Here is an 18479-nt window from a genome sequence, read left to right as displayed (position 1 = left end):
CATTCTGCTCGGGTTTGAACATCCATTCGTCTTCACCCAGACCTGGAGCACCGTGTACCAGCAGTACCAGCAGCCCCACTCCTACGCCCCCCAGCCCTTAAGACGTTGGTGGCAGCATCCGGCGCTGATCATCACCGCCCTCGTTCTCCTGCCCCCGGCGGGAATCGCACTGGCCTGGACGAGCCGCTGGGACCAGAAGAAGAAGATCATCGCCACCGTCCTGTCGGGGCTGTGGTTCCTGCTCTTCGTGCTGACCCCGGATTCGGCGAAGAAGTCGGGTGACGACGCCAAGTCCCCGGCCACCGTCGCGACGACGGCCGCGCCCCAGTCCTCTGCGCCGGCGGCCGCGGCTCCGTCACCGACGCCCGCCCCCGCGATGCCCTCGGTGGTCGGCACTCCCTTCGCCGGGGCCGAGAAGGCCGTGGAGGCCCTGCTCGACACCGAGTTGACCGCCCTCAGCGCGTACGCGGACGTGACGCTGCCGGCCGACCACACGACGTGGGTCGTGTGCTTCCAGGAGCCTGCGGCGGGTTCCGCGCTCGCATCGAAGTCCGTCCCGGCGAGCGTCCACCTCGTGGCGGCCGGTACGACGTGCCCGGCCGAGAAGGGCACCTCCCTGAAACCGAAGTCCACGCCCAAGGCCACGCCCACGCCCACGCCCAAGCCGACGGTGGACGAGGACGACTCGGGCAGCACCTCCGGCGGCTCCGGCAGCACGTCGGGTGGGTCCGGCAGCGTCGGCACCGTCCACCCCGGCGCGTTCTGCTCCCCGGCCGGAGCCACCGGCACGTACAACGGGCGGATCTACACCTGCAAGGGCCCCGCCCCGAACCGTTGGCGTCAGTAGCTCAGAACGTCTCGCCCAGCGCCGCGATCCGGACCGGGCCGATGCGGCAGCAGCCGCCGATGAGGCGGGCTCCGGTGTTGCGCCAGGCCGTGGTGGGCCAGGGGGCCTCGGTGTCGGGCTCGTGCCAGGTGGCGGTGGTCGCGTCCCAGACGGAGCCGTCGTTGGGGTAGGCCACGAGCGGTTTCGTGGTGGCGCCGGCAGCGGCCTCCAGGGCGGGGAGCACCTCCGCCGGGTCGCAGCAGTTGACGCCGAGGGCGATGATCTGCGGGGAGCCCGCGGCGAGGGCGAACGCCTCGGGGAGCGGGGTGCCGGAGCGGGTGCGGCCGTCCGCGACGGTGTAGGTCAGCCAGGCCGGTGCGCCCGTCCGGGCCAGGACGGTCAGCAGGGCCTCGGCCTCGTCCGGATCGGGGATGGTCTCCAGGGCGAGGACGTCCGGGCCCGCGTCGAGCAGGGCCTCGACGCGGGGCTGGTGGAAGGCGACGAGTTCGCGCACGCTCAGCCCGTACCGGCCCCGGTACTCGGAGCCGTCCGCCGGCACCGCCCCGTACGGGCCGACCGAGGCGGCCACCCAGACCTCGTGGTCCGCCGCCTCGGCGGCGCGGGCCGCGAGGTCGACGCTGCGGCGCAGCAGGGCGGAGGTCTGCGCCCGGTCGTGGCCGCGGGCGGCGAAGGTCTCGTACCCGATCTGGTAACTGGCGGTGATCAGCACCTCGGCGCCGGCGCGCACGTACGCGCTGTGGGCGGCCTCCACCTGGTCGGGCCGTTCGACGAGCACCCGGGCCGACCAGAGGCCGCCGGACAGGTCGCAGCCCTGGGCGGTGAGCTGGTTGCTCAGCCCGCCGTCCAGGAGCAGGGTCCTGTGCTTCAGGGCCCTGGAGAGCGGGCCGGACGCGCGTGGCATCGGGTGCTACCTCGTTCGGCGTGTGGGTGACATGGCCTTCCTCTTCATTGTCCCGGATGGTGACGTATGTCGTGTGCGACTCGGGTTCGCCCGCGCGTTGCCGCACGGCCCACCCCTGCCGAGTGAATCTTCGTCAACCGGATGTGTCGGTCGCCGACCCCGCCAGTGACCAGCCCGGACGGAGATCGTTGCTCGGAGGGAGCCGGACCGCCCGGCCCGCGCGCCGGCGGCCCCTTCGCCGGTGCGTCCGTCGCACCCTTCCGCCCCGGAAGGGGCCAGGGCCGAGGAGGCCGCCATGTCCCACGAGTCCGCGCCGGAGCCACACCGACCCGCCGGCCAGACCGGACGGACCGGACAGGCAGCGCACGACCACGCACACCAGGAACCCTCGGTACCCGCCCAGGGCGGAGGCGCGCCGAAGGGCCTGCTCCAGCAGATGGAAGAGCTGATGGCGGCACTGAACGCCGATCTGTCGCAGCTCGACGCCGACCTCCAGTCCTCCACGGACCGCGCTCCGGCCGCCGGCTCCGGCGCCGAGACCGAGCTCCCGGCGCACCGGGCGTACTGACCGGGCGGGTCCCGTCGCGCGCGGCGGGACCCGTGCCGCCAGGGCCCTGCCACCACCCTCGCCGGACGGCCCGTCAGGCCAGGCCCGTCAGGCCACACCCGAGGCGGATCCCCGCTCACGGACCGTCATCCTCCGCAGCAGCGCACGTACCCGGTCGCTCGACTCGTCGGCCGCGTCGATCGACTCTATGCACTGCCAGTACAGGGTCTCGTCATCCGTCCCGCAGGCCACCCCGACCAGGGCTATGCCCACTTCACCCAGCAGCGCCTGCAGTCCGAGCAGCGCCTGCCGGACGTCCGACATCTCGCTCAACTGCGCTGCTCTCGGCGGACGTTCGGGCGCGATGCCCTCACCACGCAGGGCCGCTCTGTCGAGCACCCCGCAGCCTCTGCTTCCCGCTTCCCCCAGCCCCCGTGCCTCCGATCTCAGCTCCTGCGGCCCGGTGACCGCCAGGTAGCCCCCTATGCCCTGCGCGAGCGCCTGTGCCTGCCAGGCCTCGCCCACGATGCCCCACGCAGCCCCGCTCTGTGCCAGCGCGTGCCGGCCGGCCGCGATGAGCCGTACCGCATCCATATGCCGTCCCCCGTCCGCACGACATCCCGCCGTTCTCGCCACTACCCAGAGTGAGGGCAACCGGCCAGTAAAGCCAGGGGTATTCGGAAAATGTGGACAGAAACGTGATTGTGGATGACGCCATCACTCCGAAGAGTGACGATTCGGTGTCGGAGGGCCCGTCACGGGGAAGCGGAGCTCGTTCCTCTCGATCTTCGCGGCGAGCGCATCCAGCACATCCACCCCCAGGACCTCACAGAACTGCAGCAGGTACGCGAGCACATCGGCCACCTCATCGGCCACGCGGTGGGCGGATTCCGGTTCCTCCATGACCTTCGCGGACTGTTCCGGTGTCAGCCACTGGAAGATTTCGACCAGTTCGGACGCCTCCACGCTGAGCGCCACCGCCAGGTTCTTGGGCGTGTGGTACGGCTCCCAGCCCCGCGCGGCCGCGAAGTCCACGAGCCGCCGCCGCAGCCGGTCCAGCCTCTCCTCGGGCCGCGGTTCGCGGGCGTCGTGCGTGTCGTTCATCCCAGCCTCCTCGAACGTACCCCCCCGGCCTCGGCCGGAGGGACACCAACGTAACCCCCGCCCGCGAGGGGCGGGATCAGGCGGACAGGTCCACCACCGCGACGCCCGGGAGGCGGCGGGCGGCATCGGCCGTCGCCTCGCCCACCGCGGCCGCCAACCGAACGTGTCCGCGACCGCAGGAGAGCAGGGCCAGGCGCAGCAGCTCCGCGCTCTGGCGGCGGTCGAGGCCGCGGTCGAAGTCGTCGGCGAGCACGGTCAGCACCTGCCGCGCGGAGGGCAGTTCGGCGGCCGGGTCCATGGCGAGCACGCCCGGTCCGGTCAGCAGGACGAGGGCCAGTGCGAGGAACCGGAGCTCGCCGGAGCCGAGGCGGGCCAGTTCCGTGGCGGGCCGGCCGGGGCCGCGGTCCAGCACCGCGGTGACGGGGGTGCCGCCGGCGGGGGCCCGTACGTCCAACCCGGCGACCGTGCCCGGGCAGGCCGTACGGGCCGCCTCGGTCAGCAGCGCGTGGCGGGTGCCGCACTCGTGGCGGGTCCGGCGCAGTACGTCGGCCAGGTTGGCGCAGTCCCGCAGCAGCCGGCCCTCGCCGGGCGGCACGGGGGCGCGCATCCGGTCCGGTCCGGGGTCGCAGGGGAACACCGACCGCAGGGCCACCACCACCTGTTCCGCCGCGGCCAGCACCTGCCGCTGCCCGGCGGTGGACCCGGCGACGCGCAGCGGGAGCAGGGCGGTGCCGAGCCGGTCGTCGGGCAGCGGGGCCCGGGTGACGCCGACGGAGCCGCCGGTCAGCCAGGCGGCCTGCACGGAACGGCGGCCCGGGTCGCGCAGGGCGGTGGCGAGCAGGATCTGCCCGTCCTGCGAGAGCCGTTCGCCGACGATCCGCAGGGCGGGCTCGGCCTGCACGGCGAGGTCGAGCCGGACCGGCCCGGCGGGCCCGTCGACCGTGCAGCCGAGCCGGAACCCGCGCCGCCGTTCCGCGTCGGGCACGGCCCGGTCGGGGATGCGGGCGCGGGCGTCGGGGAAGGCCTCTTCCAGCTCGGCCCCGGAACCGAGCGCGGCGAGGGCCTCGTAGGCGGCCAGGAGTTGGGACTTCCCGCTGCCGCTGGGCCCCGCGAAGAGGGTGACCGGCCCGACGGGGAACACCGCCGCCCGGTGCGGGCCGAAGGCGGAGAGCCGCAATTCGGTGATGACGGCCCGCAGGTGCCGCTGCGCGGGCTGGGGCGGCGAGGCGGTCGGCGCGGTGGCGGACGAGTCGGTCGGCACGGTGCCCGGTGAGCTGGACGGCGTCGTGACCGGCGCGATGACCGGCCCAGCGGCCGGCGCGGTCACCGGCGAGGCGACCGGCACGGTGACCGGCGAGGCGATCGGCGCAGTGACCGGCGCCGGGGCCGGCGGAGCGGTCAACGCGGCTGCCGGCGAGGCCGTCGGCATGCCCGGCCCGGCCGAGGGCTGCGCTTCGGCCGGGCGTGACGGGGCGTCGACTAACGGGGGAACGGGGGCGGGGCGGGGTGTTGCCTCGGGCAGGGTGGCGTCCATGCGGCGGACGGTACGGGCCGCCGGGTGCCCCGTGGGCCCGGCGAACCGTTACCTCGTACGGACCTTCCTACGATCGGGGGACGGCCGCGGCCGCGATCCCCTCGACCTCCGTGCCGACCGGCGCCAGCAGGAAGACGTTCCGGTCCACCCGGTGCATCCCGCTGCCCAGCCCGAAGACCACGCCACTGCTGAAGTCCAGGATGCGCTTGGCGACTTCGCCGTCCGCACCGGTGAGGTCGAGCAGTACCGGAATCTGCGCGATCAGGTACTCCGCCACCTCCCGGGCGTCCGCGAAGATCTGGACCCGGATCACCACGAAGCGCCGCTGCTCCGCCGCCGACGCGCCGGGCGCCTTGGGGATCGTGCGGTGGTCCACCCGGGAGGGCCATTCGTTGCGGCTGCGCAGGGGGACCACCTGCGCGAGCCCCTCCCACTGCTCGTCGGTGACGTCGTACCTGCTCACCGGGCCGCCTCGGCCGTTGGCTTCTTGTGCATCCCCCCATCCTCTCGCGTTTCACCCGTTCAGCCCAACACCGACACGAGCCACGCCGGCTACCCCCGAAAGGGCGAGTAGGTTAGGTTAGGCATACCTAAGTAACCCCTCGGAGGATGGAGAGACCCGATGCACATGTCCGGTGCCCGCCGCACCCCCACCGACGCCGAGCTGATCCGGTCCGTGCTGGCCGCCGCCCACTCCATGACCGTGGTCACGGACGGCCTGCGCAGCGAGGTCCGCCACCTCGACGGCTCCGATCCGATGGGCCGCCTGCACCTGCACCCCTCCGGACCGGACGGCGGTCACGGGCGAGGTCACCGGCACGGGCACGAGCGCGAGCGTGAACACCGGCCCGCGATCCGGCTTGAGTTCACCGACATCGCCCCCACCCCCGTGCGCGACCGGGTACGCGCCCGCGTCACCCTGCTGGGCCGGCTCCTCACCCCCTACTCCGACGAGTCCGCCGACTCCACCTGCATGGAGTTCGGCCAGGCCGTCCTGGAGACCTCGCGCGGAGTCGCGTACACCGGACTCGAAGAGCTGGACGCCGCCGTCCCCGACCCGCTCGCCCCCTTCGAGGCGGGGATGCTCACGCACCTCCAGGACGACCACCCCGACCTCGTCACCCTGCTCCTGCGCCTGGTCCGGCCGCTGCCCACCACCGCCATGGTCCGCGCGCTGCCGGTGGCCCTGGACCGGTACGGGATCACCCTGCGCCTGGAGGAACGGCGCGGCCACCACGACGTGCGGCTGCCCTTCCCCTCCCCGCTCGACCACGTCGAACAGTCCGGCGCGCAGATCCAGGCGCTCATCAGCGCGGCCCGGCGACGCTCGCACCACAACACCCTCCCGGCCTGAGGAATAGCGTCGCGATTCGCCCCGTTGGGGTTGACCATGAAAGCGATTACGTACGACGCATACGGAACTCCCGCCTCCCTCAAGCTCGTTGAGGCGCCCCAACCCAAGGTCGGCCCGGGCGAGGTGCTCGTCCGCGTGAAGGCCGCCGGCGTCAATCCGGTGGACTGGAAGCTCGCCGCCGGATACCTCGACCCGATCCTCGAAGTCCGCTACCCCGTCATACCGGGCTGGGACGTTGCCGGGGTCGTCGAGGCCGTCGGCCCCGACACCTTCGACCACGCCGTCGGCGACGAGGTCTACGGCTACGTCCGCAAGGAATGGGTGGAGCTCGGCACCTACGCCGAACTGGTCGCCGCCCCCGTCCGCACCCTCGCGCGCAAGCCCCGCGAGCTCACCTTCGAGCAGGCCGCCGGCATCCCGCTGGCCGGTCTGACGGCCTACCAGTCCCTCACCCGGGTGGGCCTCAAGGCGGGCGAGACGGTCGTCATCCACTCCGCGGCCGGCGGCACCGGCTCCTTCGGCGTGCAGATCGCCGTCGCGCTCGGCCTGCGCGTCATCGGCACGGCGGGCGCCCACAACCACGACTATCTGCGCTCGCTCGGCGCCGAGCCCGTGCTCTACGGCGAGGGGCTGGCGGACCGGATCCGCGAGCTGGCGCCCGAAGGCATCGACGCGGGCCTGGACTTCTACGGCGACGGCGCCGTCGAGATCCTCCAGTCGCTCGTCAAGGCGCGCGGGCGGGTCGTCTCCATCGCCGACTACGAGGCCGCCGCCAAGGGCGCCCACCAGCTGTGGGTGCGCCCCGACACCGCCGACCTGACCTTCCTGGCCGAACTGGCCGACGCGGGCAAGCTCACCGTCAACGTGGAGCACGCGCTGCCGCTCGCCGAGGCCGCCAAGGCCTGGGAGCTGAGCGCCGCCGGCCGCACCCGCGGCAAGATCGTCCTGACGGTCTGACGGGTCCGCCGCGCGCGACGGGGCGGCCCGTGGCGCACCGCCCCTCGCGCGCTCAGGACGTGATCGGTGGCGACGCCGGTGCCAGGGACGGCCCGACCGCCCTCAGCGCCCCGGGCGTGCGCCCCTCACCCCAGCCGATCTCGCGCCGGTAGCTGCCGAGCAGCCCCCGGCGCACCAGTCCGGCCTCGTCCCGTACGGCCGGGTCGTCCGGCGCCGGCCGGGTCAGAGGGGACACGAACAGGGCGTCCACCGGGCAGTTGGCCTCGCACAGGAAACAGGTCTGGCAATCCTCCTGCCGGGCCAGGACCGGAATCCCGTCGGGCCCGCGCTCGAACACGTCCGTCGGGCAGACCTCCACGCACTTGTCGCATGCTATGCAGCGCTCCGCCGAGACCAGTTCGATCACGCCGCCACCGCCGCCCGCGTCCACACCCGGTCCAGGCCGCCGACCGTGATCCGGTGGTGCTGGGCCGGGTCCTGCCCGGGGTGGTCCAGACGCCTGGCCATGCCCCGGGATTCCGTCCGGGCGAGCGCGGCCGCGTACATCCAGCGCGCGTGCGCCGTCATCGCCGCCGCCTGCCGGGCCCTGACCAGCTCCGCGCCCTCGCCGTGGAGCGAGGACCGTAGCCGCGACCAGGCCTCGTCGAGGGAGCTCAGCGACGCGGCCAGGACATCACCGCGGCGCAGGTAGTTCTTGTCGTACGGCAGGACCTCCTCCTGTACGAGGGCCACGGCCGCGCGGTGCTCCCCGGCCGGTCCGGGGGTTCCCGTCGGCCGCACTCCCGCTCCGCCGACGCCGCTGACGGGGCGGGACCCGGCGTGCCCCGGTCCGAGGGCGAGCGCGTGCAGGGCCGCGGCCCGGCCGGCCCAGCTGCCCGAGGAGATGGCCCAGGCCGCGTTGTGGCTGCCGCCTCCGGTGAAGCCGCCGCAGATCTCCTCCCGGGTGGCCGCGTCCCCGGCGGCGTACAGGCCGGGCACCCCGGTGGCGCAGTCGTCGTCGGTGATCCGGATGCCGCCGGTGCCGCGGACGGTGCCCTCGGCGAGCAGAGTGACGGAGAACCGGTCGGTGAAGGGGTCGATGCCGAGGCGGTCGAAGGTGAGGAAGAAGTTCGGCTGGGCGTTGCGCATCGCCCGCCGCGCGGCCTCGTCGGCCCGGTCGAGGCGGGCGTACACCTTGGCCCCGGTGAGGAGTTCGCGGGCGATGACCGAGCGGCCCCCCTGACTGGCGGCGCCCTCCAGGACGCTGCCGTCCTCCTGATAGAAGGTGGCGAAGGAGTAGAAGGCGGTCTTGGTGACCGAGGTGCCCTCGGGGGCGATCCCGTAGGCGTTGGAGAATTCCATCCCGGAGAGCTCCGCCCCGGCCTCGGCGGCGAACAGCGCGCCGTCGCCCGTATTGGTGTTGGTGCCGAGGGCCCCGCTGAGGAAGGCGCAGCCGCCGGTGGCGAGGACCACGGCGCCGGCCCGGACCCGGTACGTCTCACGGGCCTGACGGCGGTAGCCCGCGGCCCCGGCCACGGCCCCGTCCGCGTCGGTGAGCAGCTCGGTGACCGGGCTGTGGTCCAGGATCCGCACCCCGGCGCGGCGGACTCGGATGCGCATCCGCCGCATGTACTCGGGGCCCTGGAGGCCGCCGCGCAGCTGCCGCCCGTCGGGTCCGGTGGGGAACGGGTAACGGCCGTCGACCGCGAGCTCGTTCATCCGTTCGTACGTCTCGTCGAGGACGCGGGCCATCCAGCGGCGGTCGGCGAGGTATCCGCCGAGGCCCTCGCGGCTCGCCATCGCCGCCTCGCGGGCCGCGGGCTCGGGCGGGACGTACCAGACACCGGTGCCCCCGGCGGCGGTCGCGCCGCTCGTACCGCACCAGCCCTTGTCGGCGAGGACGACGCGGGCCCCGGCCCGGGCCGCCTTGAGGGCGGCCCAGGTGGCGGCGGGCCCGCCGCCGACGACGAGTACGTCGGCGAGGTGTTCGCTCACGCCAACTCCCTCGCGTACCGGTTGACGGGGCGCGGCAGGCCGTAGTTCTCGCGGAGGGTGCGGCCGGTGTACTCGGTGCGGAAGAGGCCGCGGCGCTGGAGGATCGGCACGACGTGGTCGACGAAGTCGGTCAGGCCGGTCGGCAGGATCGGGGCCATGATGTTGAAGCCGTCGGCGGCCCCCTGCGTGAACCACTCCTCCAGCTGGTCGGCGATCTGCTCGGGGGTACCGGCGAAGGTGCGGTGGCCGCGGCCCGCGCCGAGGCGGGCGATCAGCTCGCGCAGGGTCAGCCCGTCGCGGCGGGCGAGCTCGGCGACGAGGGTGAAGCGGCTCTTGTTGCCGTTGATGTCCCGCTCCTCCGGGAGATCGGGCAGCGGGCCGTCGAGGGGCAGGCCGGTGAGGTCCACGCCCAGCATCCCGGAGAGCTGGGCGAGGCCGTACTCGGGGATCTGGAGGTCGGTGAGCTGCTGCTCCAGGGCCTTCGCCTCGGCCTCGGTGGAACCGATGACGGGGGCGATGCCGGGCAGCACGAGCAGGTCGCTCTCGGCGCGGCCGTGGCGGGCGAGCCGGGACTTGAGGTCCTTGTAGAAGGTCTGGCCGTCGGCGAGGGTCTGCTGGGCGGTGAAGACGGCCTCGGCGTACTGGGCGGCGAACTCCTTGCCGTCCTCGGAGGAGCCCGCCTGCACGAGGAGCGGGTATCCCTGCGGGGAGCGGGGCACGTTGAGCGGTCCGGCGACGCCGAAGTGCTCGCCGCGGTGGGCGGCGGGGTGGAGCTTGTCGGTGTCGGCGTAGACGCCGCGCTCCTTGTCGAGGACGATCGCGTCGTCCTCCCAGCTGTCCCAGAGCTTGGTGGCGACGTCGAGGAACTCGCGGGCGCGCTCGTAGCGGCGGGCGTGCTCCAGGTGCTCGTCCCGGTTGAAGTTGCGGGCCTCGTCGACGCTGCCGGAGGTGACGATGTTCCAGCCGGCGCGGCCGCCGCTGATGTGGTCGAGTGAGGCGAACTTCCGGGCCAGGTTGTACGGCTCGTTGAAGGTGGTGGAGACGGTGGCGATGAGCCCGATGTGCTCGGTGACGGCGGCGATCGCGGAGAGCAGGGTGATCGGCTCGAACCCGCCGAGGGCGTTGTAGCGGGCCTTGCCCCACAGGGCGACCCCGTCGGCGAAGAAGATCGAGTCGAGTCTGCCGCGCTCGGCGGTGCGGGCCAGCTCCTGGAAGTACGCGAGGTCGGTGGCCCGTTCGGGGGTGCTGTCGGGGTGCCGCCAGGCGGCGTCGTGGTGACCGGCGTTCATGAGGAACGCGTTGAGGTGGAGGGTGCGGGATGCGGTCATGGCTGATCCTGGGGTGGGAAGAGGGGCGGAGCGGGCGGGGCGGGGGCGGCGACGCGTGGCGGTCGGGCGGACCCGGCACCGAACGGGGGCCGGGGCCGCGGGACCGGGCTCTCGTACGCCACCCGCGCCGGGAGGCGAACGGCGTCAGGCGGCCGGGACGCGCCAGAGGCTGAGGCGGCGTTCGACGGTGACCAGCAGCTGGTTGAAGGCCACCCCGATGGCGGAGATGGTGATGATGCCCGCGTACATCTGCGGGATGGCGAAGTTGAACTGGGAGGCGTTGATCAGGTAGCCGAGGCCCGCCTTCGCACCGATCATCTCGGCGGCGACGAGGACGAGGATGGAGACGGCGCCGGCGAGCCGGATCCCGGTGAAGATGACCGGCACCGAGGCCGGGAGGATCACCTTCTGGAAGAGCCTCGGGGTGGACAGGTCCATCGAGCGGGCCAGCCTGACGAGCGTGGGGTCGGCGTTTCCGACGGCGCTGATGGTGTTCAGCAGGATCGGCCACACGCAGGCGTAGACGACGATCGAGACCTTCGAGGTCTCGCCGATGCCGAGCAGGAGCACGAAGACCGGCAACAGGGCGAGGGCCGCGGTGTTGCGGAACACCTCCAGCAGCGGGCCGAGCAGCGCGGCGACCGGCCGGTACCAGCCGATGAGCAGGCCGAGCGGGACCGCGACGACGACGGCGATCCCGAAGCCCCCGAAGGAGCGGGTGAGACTGGCCGAGGTGTGCTCGGCGAGTTGGCCGTTGCCGAGGAGGTCCCACCACGCCTGCGCGACGACGCTGAAGGGCGGCAGGAAAGTGGCGTCGACCAGGCCGAACCGCGGTGCGGACTCCCATACGGCGAGCAGGGCGACGAGGGCCGCCGAGCGCAGGGCGGCGGCGCGCAGCCACCGGCCCACGGCCCGGAGGGGCTGCCGGCCGGCAGCCGCGGCCGGACGGTTGCTCTTCCCGGCATCGGGAGCGGCCGGGGGCGCGGGGTCCCGCACCTCGTCGGCCTTGGCCCGTACGCCCGACTCCGGCGCAGGGTCTGCGACGGTGGCGGTCGCGGTCACAGGCTCAGTCGCAGTCGCAGTCGCAGTGGCGGCGCCGATGGTGGTAGGGGTGGTGGTGTCGACGGTGGTGTCGGTTCCGGTGCTCATACGGTGGCCTCCTCCTTCTCCAGTTGCTGGGCGCGGGCCACCTCGTCGTGGAGCAGGGTCCAGACCTCGTGGCGGTAGCGGGCGAACTCCGGGCTGGAGCGCAGTTCCTCGCCCTGCAGACCGGCGCTCCGTTCACCGAAGGAGACGGGGACGATCTCCTTGACGCGTCCCGGGCGCGAGGTCATGACGGCCACCCTCTGGCCGAGGTAGACCGCCTCCTCGATGCCGTGCGTGATGAAGACGACGGTCTTGCCGGTGCGCTGCCAGATGCGGCGCAGCTCGTCCTGGAGGGACTCGCGGGTCTGCGCGTCGAGCGCGGCGAACGGCTCGTCCATCAACAGCACGTCCGGGTCGTACGCGAGCGAGCGGGCGATGGCGACGCGCTGGCGCATGCCGCCGGACAGCTCGTGCGGGTGCCGGTCCTCGAATCCGCTCAGTCCGACCAGGTCGAGGAACTCCCGTGCCCGGTCGGCCCGTTCGCGCCTGGGTACGCCGGTGGCCTCCAGGCCGAACTCGACGTTGCCGAGCGCTGTCCGCCACGGCAGCAGCGCGTACTGCTGGAAGACGATGCCCCGGTCGAGACCCGGCCCGGTGACCGGCTCGCCGTCGAGCAGGATCCGCCCCGACGTCGGCCGGGACAGCCCGCCGAGGAGGTCCAGGAGGGTGGACTTGCCGCAGCCACTGGGGCCCACGACGACCACGAACTCACCTGCCTCGATCTCCAGGTCGATGCCGTCGAGGGCGGTGAACTCCTGCCCGCCCCGGCTCTTGTTCTTGGCCGGGAAGGTCTTGCCCACCCCCTCGAACACGATCTTCGCCATGTCCGGTCAGCCCTTTCCGAAGCCGTTGAACTCGTTGGTGTAGAGGTCCGAGGGCTTGAACTGGCCCTTCTTGATCTCGCCCCGCTCGCCGAGCCAGTCGATCCACAGCTGGAAGGACTTGTCGGGTATCCGGCCGCCGTGCTCGGCGATCCCGTAGGAGTGCCAGTACTGCAGGGCCGCGGTGTCCTCGTTGCGCCCGCGCTTCTTGACGATCTCCGTCATCCGCGCGACGACCTCCTCGCGCGGGGTGGTGCGGGACCACTCGATGGCCTTGGCGACGCCGGTCGTGAAGGTCCGTACGGTGTCCGGGTTCTGCTTGATGAAGCGCTCGGTCATGATGTAGGTGCCCGCACTGAACGGGCCGAGCAGCTCGACGTCCGTGAAGAGCGGGCGGATGCCGCCGGTGGCGAGGGCCTTGTCGCGCAGGATCCCGGTGAGCACCCCGACCTCGATCTGCTTCTGGCGCAGGGCCTGTTCGGTGTTGACGGGCGGCACCACCAGGGGCTCGACCTTGCCGGCGTCCGCCTTGGAGAGGCCGTTGCGGTTCAGGTAGAGGTCCAGCAGGGCCTGGTAGTGCGCGCCCAGGGTGTTCATCCCGACCTTCTTGCCGATCAGGTCGCGGGCGGAGCGGATCGGGCTGTCCTCCAGGACGAAGTAGCCGCCGTAGGAGTACTGGTCGGATCCGTAGGAGGAGATGACGGCCTTGATCGGGGCGTTGCCGGCGGCGAGCTTGATGACGGCGCCGTTGAAGGCGCTGCCGAAGTGGGTCTGGCCGGTCGCGGCGGACTGGATGTCCTGCGGGCCACTGATGGTGTTGCCGACCCATTCGAGCTTGAGGTCCTCGAGGTGGCCGAGGTCCGCGGCGAGTTCGGGGAGCGAGACCGAGCCGACCGCTCCCTGGTACTTCAGGGTCTTGATCTGAGAGCCCGAGCCGGAGCCGCCGCCGTTGGCGGTGGCCGTGCCGCAGCTCACCGCGGCCGCCGAGATGCCGAGCAGGGTGAGGAACTGGCGACGGGAGGTGGAGGTCGAGGTGAAGGCTGCGGCCATGACGGTTCCTTGTCGGTACGGGATACGGGGTTACGGGGCGGCGGTGAGCGCGGTGGCGGGGACGGAGCGCAGGGCGTCGGCGAACTCGTCCACGGCCTGGTAGAGGTCCAGCTCCGCCTCGGGCCGCAGCCGGTCGGGGCCGTTGCCCCGCTCGACGGTGGAGTCGAGGACGAACCGGCCGGCGGTGACGTGCCGGGCGCCGAGGGCGGAGAGGACCGGGCGCAGGGCGTAGTCGATGGTCAGGACGTGGGCGAGGCTGCCGCCGGTGACCAGCGGCAGGATCGTTTTGCCGGCCAGCCCGTCCTGCGGGAGCAGATCGAGGAACGCCTTGAGCAGGCCGGTGTACGAGGCCTTGTAGACGGGGGTCGCGATGACCAGGCCGTCGGCCTCGGCGACGGCATCGAGCGCCCGGCGGATCTCCGGCTCGCCACGGCGGGCGGCGAGCAGATCGGCGGCGGGCAGGTCGCGTACGGAGAGGTGCGCGGTCTCGAAACCGGAGTGGGCCAGGCGGCCCAGCACGTGTTCGGCGACCACGGCGGTACGGGAGTGGGCGGAGGGGCTGCCGGTGATGGCGAGCAGGCTGGGCACGGGGGCTCCTTGCGGGACGGTCAGGCGGCGGAGTCGCCGGAGGTGGCGGTGGCGGAGTCGGTGGTGGAGGCTCCGGAGGCGATGCCGAAGGCCGGGTCCGGGACGGACTCCGGGGTGATCAGCCGCGAGGGCTCGCCGTCAGGACCGACCGGGACGTCCCCGTCGACGGTCACGCGGCGCAGGGTGCGCTCGTGGTCATCGGAGTCGTCCACGCCGTAGTGCTGGGTGGCGCGGTTGTCCCAGATGGCGACGTCGCCGGCGCGCCACTGCCAGCGGACGGTGTTCTCCGGGCTCTCGATGTGGGCCTGGAACAGGTCGAGCAGGGCGCGGGAGTCCCGGCCGGTGAAGCCGTCGATCCGCTGGACGAAGTTGCCGAGCAGCAGAGTGCGTTCGCCGGTCTCGGGGTGGACGCGGACCACCGGGTGCTCGGTGAGGAACTTGGTCGAGGTGAACACCTCGCGGTACTGCGTCAGGGCCTCGGGCACCGCGTCGGGCTTGAGGGCGGCGTAGTCGTACTCGTTGGAGTGCAGGGCGCGCAGGCCGTCGGCGAGGGTCCGCAGGGGCGCCGGGAGGTTGGCGTAGGCAGCGGCCGTGTTGGCCCAGAGGGTGTTGCCGCCGTACGGGGGGATGGTGACGGCGCGCAGGATGGAGAAGGCGGGGTAGGCGGGCACGAAGGTGACGTCGGTGTGCCACTGGTTGGCGCGGGCGCCGTGGTGCGAGTCGATGCCGAGGGCGTAACGGCCGTCCGCGGAGGGGACGGTGGGGTGCGCGACGGGTGCGCCGAGCAGCTGGGCGAAGGCCTCGTGACCGGCCTCGTCGAGGTGGTCCTGGTCGCGGAAGAAGACGACCTTGTGGGCGAGGAGAGCGGCCCGGATCTCGGCGACGGTCGCCTCGGGGAGGTCTCCGCCGAGCTTGACGCCACCGATCTCGGCGCCGATGCGGCCGCCGATCTTCGTGACGGTGGTGGAGGTGGTGACGGTGGTCATGGGTGCTCCCTGGAGTGGGCTGCGGCAGTTATTTCCGCAGCGGAAGAAATAGGCCTACGGGGGTACGGGGCTGCGGAACGACGGGGGACGTCGCGAGTACGGGGCGACGCGGGAACGGTGGCGCGGGTGCGGGGTACGCGGCTGCGGGTGCGGGTGCTCGGAACGACGGGTGACGACGACACGGGGGGGGCGGGGCCCCAGGGGGCCGAGCCACGGAAACCGGACCCGCCGCGGGCCCGTGCGGGCCGGGCCGGATTCGGCGCGTACGGGACTCGGTCCGGACTCCGGGCTCGGCCCTGCGGAACCCACCCGATGCGGGGCGTGACGCGAGGCACTCGCCGCGCCCGATACAGGTCCGGACCCTGCGGAACTCAGGCCCTCGGTCGAGGCACGAACCTAGGCGGAACCCGGGCCCGACGGGGGACCCGGCCCCGACTCGGGATCAGGGCCCGGCTCGGGATCAGGGCCCGGCTCGGGATCAGGGCCCGGCGGGGCTCAGGCCCGGCGTCGGGCGCGAGCCCTTGCGGGACTCAGACCTGGCGCGGGGCGCTACAGCGGCCCGGACAGCCACCCGGCGCGGTACAGGGGCCGGGGGTGTGGAGCCGCGGGACAAGGAGTTCGTTCGCGGACATGTCCCGGAGCGTGTCAGCGCCCGAGCCCCCGGTCAACCCGCTCCCCCGACCCCGCCACAAACCCGAACCGACCTCCGACCACCCACCCTGACCTGCGCTTTCCCGCCGGGCGCCGGCCCGATGACACCTCTCCGATCGGCCGAAAACCATGGCTGGATTTCATACCCCCGCAACGCGCCCGCCACGGGTCCGGACTTCCGCTGCGCGGTGTCCCAGCCGGGGGCTTCGCAAGGGGGCCGGTGCCGGGGTGGGGTGTCATCCGGGACTCATGATCTATGGCGCCCGGACGGGTTGTGATGCCCAGGTGGGCGCCGCGCCACACATCACGTTTCACGTCCCGGACGACACCCCACCCCACCCCGTCCCCGTCCCCGTCCCGGGAACGCGCCCTCACAGGAGCCGGCGCTGCCCGCTTCCGGCGGAGTCGGGTGTGTGCCGGGGCGCCCCCGCAGGGCGTCGAACGCAACCACGTCGGACTTGTCCGCTGCCTGAAAGGTTCGACGCCCGAGGAGGTGCCCCGGCGCGCGCCCGACTCCGCCGGAACCCCTGGGGCGGCAAAATCCAGCCCCGCCGGCGTTTGAGGCGCGGGGTCTGGGGCGGAGCCCCAGGTTCTTGAGCCGCACCGCCCCCGGGGCCAAGACCCCCACCCGCCCCCGGCAGGAACCGGCATCATCGGGGGACCAATCCCCAGGAGCCCCCATGCCCCCCACCGCCGGCGACAGCCGAGCCGCCGCGAACGCCGCCACCGTGCTCCGCACGGTCCTGGAGCACGGGCCCGTCGCGCGCAGCGCCATCGCCCGGCTGTGCGGACTCAGCCCCGCCGCCGTGTCCCGGCAGACCACCGGCCTCCTCCGCAGCGGCCTGCTGCGCGAACTCCCCGGCCCCGCCGCGGGCGTAGGGCGCCCCCGGATCCCGCTCGACCTGCACACCGGTGCCATCGGCGGGCCCGTCGCCGCCGGGCTGCACATCGGCGTGCCCTCCGCCACGTTCAGCCTCGTCGACCTCCGCGGCACGGTCCTCGCCCGCCGCACCTCCCCCCACCCGTCCCCCGGCGCCCCCGGCCCCGGCCCCGGCCCCGGCCCCGCCGACATCGCCGACCGACTCGCCGCCTTCCTCGGCGAGTTCGACACCGGCCGTCCCCTCCTCGGCCTCGGTGTGGCCCTCGGTGGATGGGTACGGCCCGCCGACGGGACCGTCGTACGCCACGAGGCACTCGGCTGGCACGACCGCCCCCTCGCCGCCCAGCTCGCCGAACGGCTCCGGCTCCCCGTCTCCGTTGACAACCACGCCCGCGCCGTCGCCCACTCCGAGATCCTCTTCGGCCGCCCCGAGGCCCGCCGCAGCATCGTCCACCTGTTCATCGGCAGCGTCGTCGACGCCGCCTTCGGCATCGAGGGCACCGTGCACCAGGGCCCCGGCGCGGCGGCCGGTGACGTGGCTCACCTCCCCGTGCCGGGAAGCCGTACGGTCTGCCCCTGCGGTCGTACCGGCTGCCTCCAGGCCACCGCCTCCGACGCCGCGCTCGGCGCCGAGGCCCTGCGCCTCGGCATCGTCCCGGAACCCTCCGTCAACCTGCTCGTGGACGCCGCGGCGGCCGGCGACCCCCGTGCCGACCGGCTGCTGCGCGAGCGGGCCCGCGCCGTCGGCAGCGCCGCGGCCGTACTCCTCGACGTCTTCAACCCGGCCGTCATGGTGATCACCGAACTGTCGAGCGTGCTGCACGACGGCTACCTGGACGAGATCCGCACGGCGGCCGCCGCCGTCTCCCGAACCGGCTCGGCCCCCGGTGACCCCGACCGCATCGTGGCGCCGCACGCGGGGCCCGCCGTACTGTCCGGGGCGGCCGCGACCGTCCTGCTCGGCCCGCTCTTTCGTGACCCCTCCCACCTCAATTGAGAGGGGGAGATCACACCGAGTGGTTATTGGTCGTTCACAGGCGCCCCCCTAGCATTCGAGCCATGACGGTCCTGCCTGACGACGGGCTCTCCCTGGCCGCCGAGTTCCCTGACGCGACGCATGAGCAGTGGCAGCGCCTGGTAGAAGGCGTGCTGCGCAAGTCGGGCAAGGAAGCATCCGGCGAGGCCGCGGAAGAAGCGTTGTCCACGAAGCTCGAGGACGGGCTCACCACCCGCCCGCTGTACACCGCGCCCGCCGGCGCGCCCGACTCCTCGGGCTTCCCGGGTTTCGCCCCCTTCGTGCGCGGGGGCAGGGCCGAGGGGAACGCGGCGGCCGGCTGGGACGTGCGCCAGCGCCACCTCGGCACCGACCCCGTACGGGTCAACGAGGCGGCCCTCGCCGACCTGGAGAACGGGGTCACCTCCCTCTGGCTGACCGTCGGCCACGGCGGCGTTCCGGTCGATTCGCTGTCCCGTGTTCTGGACGGCGTCTACCTCGACCTCGCGCCCGTCTCCCTGGACGCGGGGGCCGATTACGCCGACGCCGCGCGGGCGTTCCTCACCCTTTGCTCCGAGCGCAAGATGCAGCCGACGGCCGTCCGAGCGAGCCTCGGCGCGGACCCGCTGGGCCACGAGGCCCGCACCGGCCAGGCCCTGGACCTTGCCGACGCGGTGGAGCTGGCGAAGGCGACCACCGCCGACTACCCGCACGTGCGGGCGCTCGCCGTGGACGCGCTGCCGTATCACGAGGCGGGTGGCAGTGCGGCCGAGGAGCTGGGTCTGTCCCTGGCCACCGGCGTCGCCTACCTGCGCGC

Annotated in this window: 19 protein-coding genes; 6 read left to right on the top strand and 13 right to left on the bottom strand. The window is 73.3% G+C overall.

Annotation, left to right across the window (positions count from 1 at the left end):
* Positions 1-52 precede the first annotated feature (52 nt).
* Positions 53-847, top strand: a complete 795-nt coding sequence (locus ACFYYJ_RS31910) for a hypothetical protein (protein ID WP_389137557.1) — start codon at positions 53-55, stop codon at positions 845-847.
* 1 nt (position 848) lies between these two features.
* On the opposite strand, the gene mmuM is transcribed toward ACFYYJ_RS31910, so the two are convergent.
* Positions 849-1748 (bottom strand): homocysteine S-methyltransferase, encoded by a 900-nt coding sequence (gene mmuM, locus ACFYYJ_RS31905; protein WP_389137555.1) that lies wholly within the window; start codon positions 1746-1748, stop codon positions 849-851.
* A gap of 295 nt (positions 1749-2043) precedes the next feature.
* Here mmuM and ACFYYJ_RS31900 point away from each other — a divergent pair, with 295 nt between their 5' ends.
* Positions 2044-2316, top strand: coding sequence for a hypothetical protein (locus ACFYYJ_RS31900; RefSeq protein WP_389137553.1), 273 nt, complete (start codon positions 2044-2046; stop codon positions 2314-2316).
* A gap of 87 nt (positions 2317-2403) precedes the next feature.
* Here the strand turns inward: ACFYYJ_RS31900 and ACFYYJ_RS31895 are convergent, their stop codons facing one another.
* The 4 genes from ACFYYJ_RS31895 to ACFYYJ_RS31880 form a co-directional block, all read right to left on the bottom strand.
* Positions 2404-2889 (bottom strand): DUF6099 family protein, encoded by a 486-nt coding sequence (locus ACFYYJ_RS31895; RefSeq protein ID WP_389137551.1) that lies wholly within the window; start codon positions 2887-2889, stop codon positions 2404-2406.
* 123 nt (positions 2890-3012) lie between these two features.
* A complete protein-coding gene (locus ACFYYJ_RS31890) occupies positions 3013-3399 on the bottom strand; it encodes a nucleotide pyrophosphohydrolase (protein WP_384578258.1) in 387 nt (128 codons plus the stop codon).
* A gap of 76 nt (positions 3400-3475) precedes the next feature.
* Positions 3476-4699, bottom strand: coding sequence for an ATP-binding protein (locus tag ACFYYJ_RS31885; protein ID WP_389137719.1), 1224 nt, complete (start codon positions 4697-4699; stop codon positions 3476-3478).
* A 301-nt stretch (positions 4700-5000) separates the two neighbouring features.
* Positions 5001-5396, bottom strand: a complete 396-nt coding sequence (locus ACFYYJ_RS31880; RefSeq protein WP_344166147.1) for a cell division protein SepF — start codon at positions 5394-5396, stop codon at positions 5001-5003.
* Positions 5397-5555: 159 nt separating this feature from the next.
* Between ACFYYJ_RS31880 and ACFYYJ_RS31875 the strand changes: the two genes are divergently transcribed.
* Both ACFYYJ_RS31875 and ACFYYJ_RS31870 read left to right on the top strand, forming a co-directional pair.
* A complete protein-coding gene (locus tag ACFYYJ_RS31875; RefSeq protein WP_389137548.1) occupies positions 5556-6287 on the top strand; it encodes a DUF2470 domain-containing protein in 732 nt (243 codons plus the stop codon).
* 36 nt (positions 6288-6323) lie between these two features.
* A complete protein-coding gene (locus ACFYYJ_RS31870; protein WP_389137546.1) occupies positions 6324-7244 on the top strand; it encodes an NADP-dependent oxidoreductase in 921 nt (306 codons plus the stop codon).
* Between the two features lie 52 nt (positions 7245-7296).
* Here ACFYYJ_RS31870 and ACFYYJ_RS31865 read toward each other — a convergent pair whose 3' ends face one another.
* The 8 genes from ACFYYJ_RS31865 to ACFYYJ_RS31830 form a co-directional block, all read right to left on the bottom strand.
* Positions 7297-7650 (bottom strand): ferredoxin family protein, encoded by a 354-nt coding sequence (locus ACFYYJ_RS31865; protein WP_385125562.1) that lies wholly within the window; start codon positions 7648-7650, stop codon positions 7297-7299.
* Positions 7647-9218, bottom strand: coding sequence for an FAD-binding protein (locus ACFYYJ_RS31860; RefSeq protein WP_389137543.1), 1572 nt, complete (start codon positions 9216-9218; stop codon positions 7647-7649). Before ACFYYJ_RS31860 ends, ACFYYJ_RS31865 begins: the two co-directional genes overlap by 4 nt.
* Entirely contained in the window at positions 9215-10546 is a 1332-nt protein-coding gene (locus tag ACFYYJ_RS31855; RefSeq protein WP_389137541.1) for an LLM class flavin-dependent oxidoreductase, read from the bottom strand. Before ACFYYJ_RS31855 ends, ACFYYJ_RS31860 begins: the two co-directional genes overlap by 4 nt.
* 144 nt (positions 10547-10690) lie before the next feature.
* Positions 10691-11695, bottom strand: coding sequence for an ABC transporter permease (locus tag ACFYYJ_RS31850; protein ID WP_389137539.1), 1005 nt, complete (start codon positions 11693-11695; stop codon positions 10691-10693).
* The gene (locus ACFYYJ_RS31845; protein ID WP_385125567.1) at positions 11692-12516 is read right to left on the bottom strand and encodes an ABC transporter ATP-binding protein; all 825 of its coding nucleotides are present in this window, start codon (positions 12514-12516) and stop codon (positions 11692-11694) included. Before ACFYYJ_RS31845 ends, ACFYYJ_RS31850 begins: the two co-directional genes overlap by 4 nt.
* A 6-nt stretch (positions 12517-12522) precedes the next feature.
* Positions 12523-13563: an ABC transporter substrate-binding protein gene (locus ACFYYJ_RS31840; RefSeq protein ID WP_385358980.1), complete on the bottom strand. Its 1041-nt coding sequence runs from the start codon at positions 13561-13563 to the stop codon at positions 12523-12525.
* A gap of 30 nt (positions 13564-13593) precedes the next feature.
* The gene (ssuE, locus tag ACFYYJ_RS31835) at positions 13594-14151 is read right to left on the bottom strand and encodes an NADPH-dependent FMN reductase (protein ID WP_385358978.1); all 558 of its coding nucleotides are present in this window, start codon (positions 14149-14151) and stop codon (positions 13594-13596) included.
* A gap of 20 nt (positions 14152-14171) precedes the next feature.
* Positions 14172-15137, bottom strand: coding sequence for a TauD/TfdA dioxygenase family protein (locus ACFYYJ_RS31830; protein WP_389137537.1), 966 nt, complete (start codon positions 15135-15137; stop codon positions 14172-14174).
* A gap of 1331 nt (positions 15138-16468) precedes the next feature.
* On the opposite strand from ACFYYJ_RS31830, the gene ACFYYJ_RS31825 reads away from it, so the two are divergent.
* The gene (locus ACFYYJ_RS31825) at positions 16469-17665 is read left to right on the top strand and encodes an ROK family protein (protein ID WP_389137535.1); all 1197 of its coding nucleotides are present in this window, start codon (positions 16469-16471) and stop codon (positions 17663-17665) included.
* Between the two features lie 62 nt (positions 17666-17727).
* Positions 17728-18479, top strand: a 752-nt coding sequence (locus ACFYYJ_RS31820; RefSeq protein WP_389137533.1) for a methylmalonyl-CoA mutase family protein, incomplete at its 3' end; no start/stop codon positions are given.

The organism is Streptomyces sp. NPDC002467 (genome assembly GCF_042889825.1).
Classification (GTDB): Bacteria; Actinomycetota; Actinomycetes; order Streptomycetales; family Streptomycetaceae; genus Streptomyces.
The sequence above is the reverse complement of the archived record's forward strand: the minus strand, read 5'-3'. Positions and strand labels throughout refer to the sequence as shown.

What these genes read in the sequence shown, in the direction of transcription:
- mmuM (WP_389137555.1), bottom strand. Translation starts at nt 1,748, where the DNA reads ATGCCACGCGCGTCCGGCCCGCTCTCCAGGGCCCTGAAGCACAGGACC.
- ACFYYJ_RS31890 (WP_384578258.1), bottom strand. Translation starts at nt 3,399, where the DNA reads ATGAACGACACGCACGACGCCCGCGAACCGCGGCCCGAGGAGAGGCTG.
- ACFYYJ_RS31830 (WP_389137537.1), bottom strand. Translation starts at nt 15,137, where the DNA reads ATGACCACCGTCACCACCTCCACCACCGTCACGAAGATCGGCGGCCGC.
- ACFYYJ_RS31900 (WP_389137553.1), top strand. Translation starts at nt 2,044, where the DNA reads ATGTCCCACGAGTCCGCGCCGGAGCCACACCGACCCGCCGGCCAGACC.
- ACFYYJ_RS31840 (WP_385358980.1), bottom strand. Translation starts at nt 13,563, where the DNA reads ATGGCCGCAGCCTTCACCTCGACCTCCACCTCCCGTCGCCAGTTCCTC.
- ACFYYJ_RS31825 (WP_389137535.1), top strand. Translation starts at nt 16,469, where the DNA reads ATGCCCCCCACCGCCGGCGACAGCCGAGCCGCCGCGAACGCCGCCACC.
- ACFYYJ_RS31870 (WP_389137546.1), top strand. Translation starts at nt 6,324, where the DNA reads ATGAAAGCGATTACGTACGACGCATACGGAACTCCCGCCTCCCTCAAG.
- ACFYYJ_RS31850 (WP_389137539.1), bottom strand. Translation starts at nt 11,695, where the DNA reads ATGAGCACCGGAACCGACACCACCGTCGACACCACCACCCCTACCACC.
- ACFYYJ_RS31875 (WP_389137548.1), top strand. Translation starts at nt 5,556, where the DNA reads ATGCACATGTCCGGTGCCCGCCGCACCCCCACCGACGCCGAGCTGATC.
- ACFYYJ_RS31855 (WP_389137541.1), bottom strand. Translation starts at nt 10,546, where the DNA reads ATGACCGCATCCCGCACCCTCCACCTCAACGCGTTCCTCATGAACGCC.
- ACFYYJ_RS31845 (WP_385125567.1), bottom strand. Translation starts at nt 12,516, where the DNA reads ATGGCGAAGATCGTGTTCGAGGGGGTGGGCAAGACCTTCCCGGCCAAG.
- ACFYYJ_RS31895 (WP_389137551.1), bottom strand. Translation starts at nt 2,889, where the DNA reads ATGGATGCGGTACGGCTCATCGCGGCCGGCCGGCACGCGCTGGCACAG.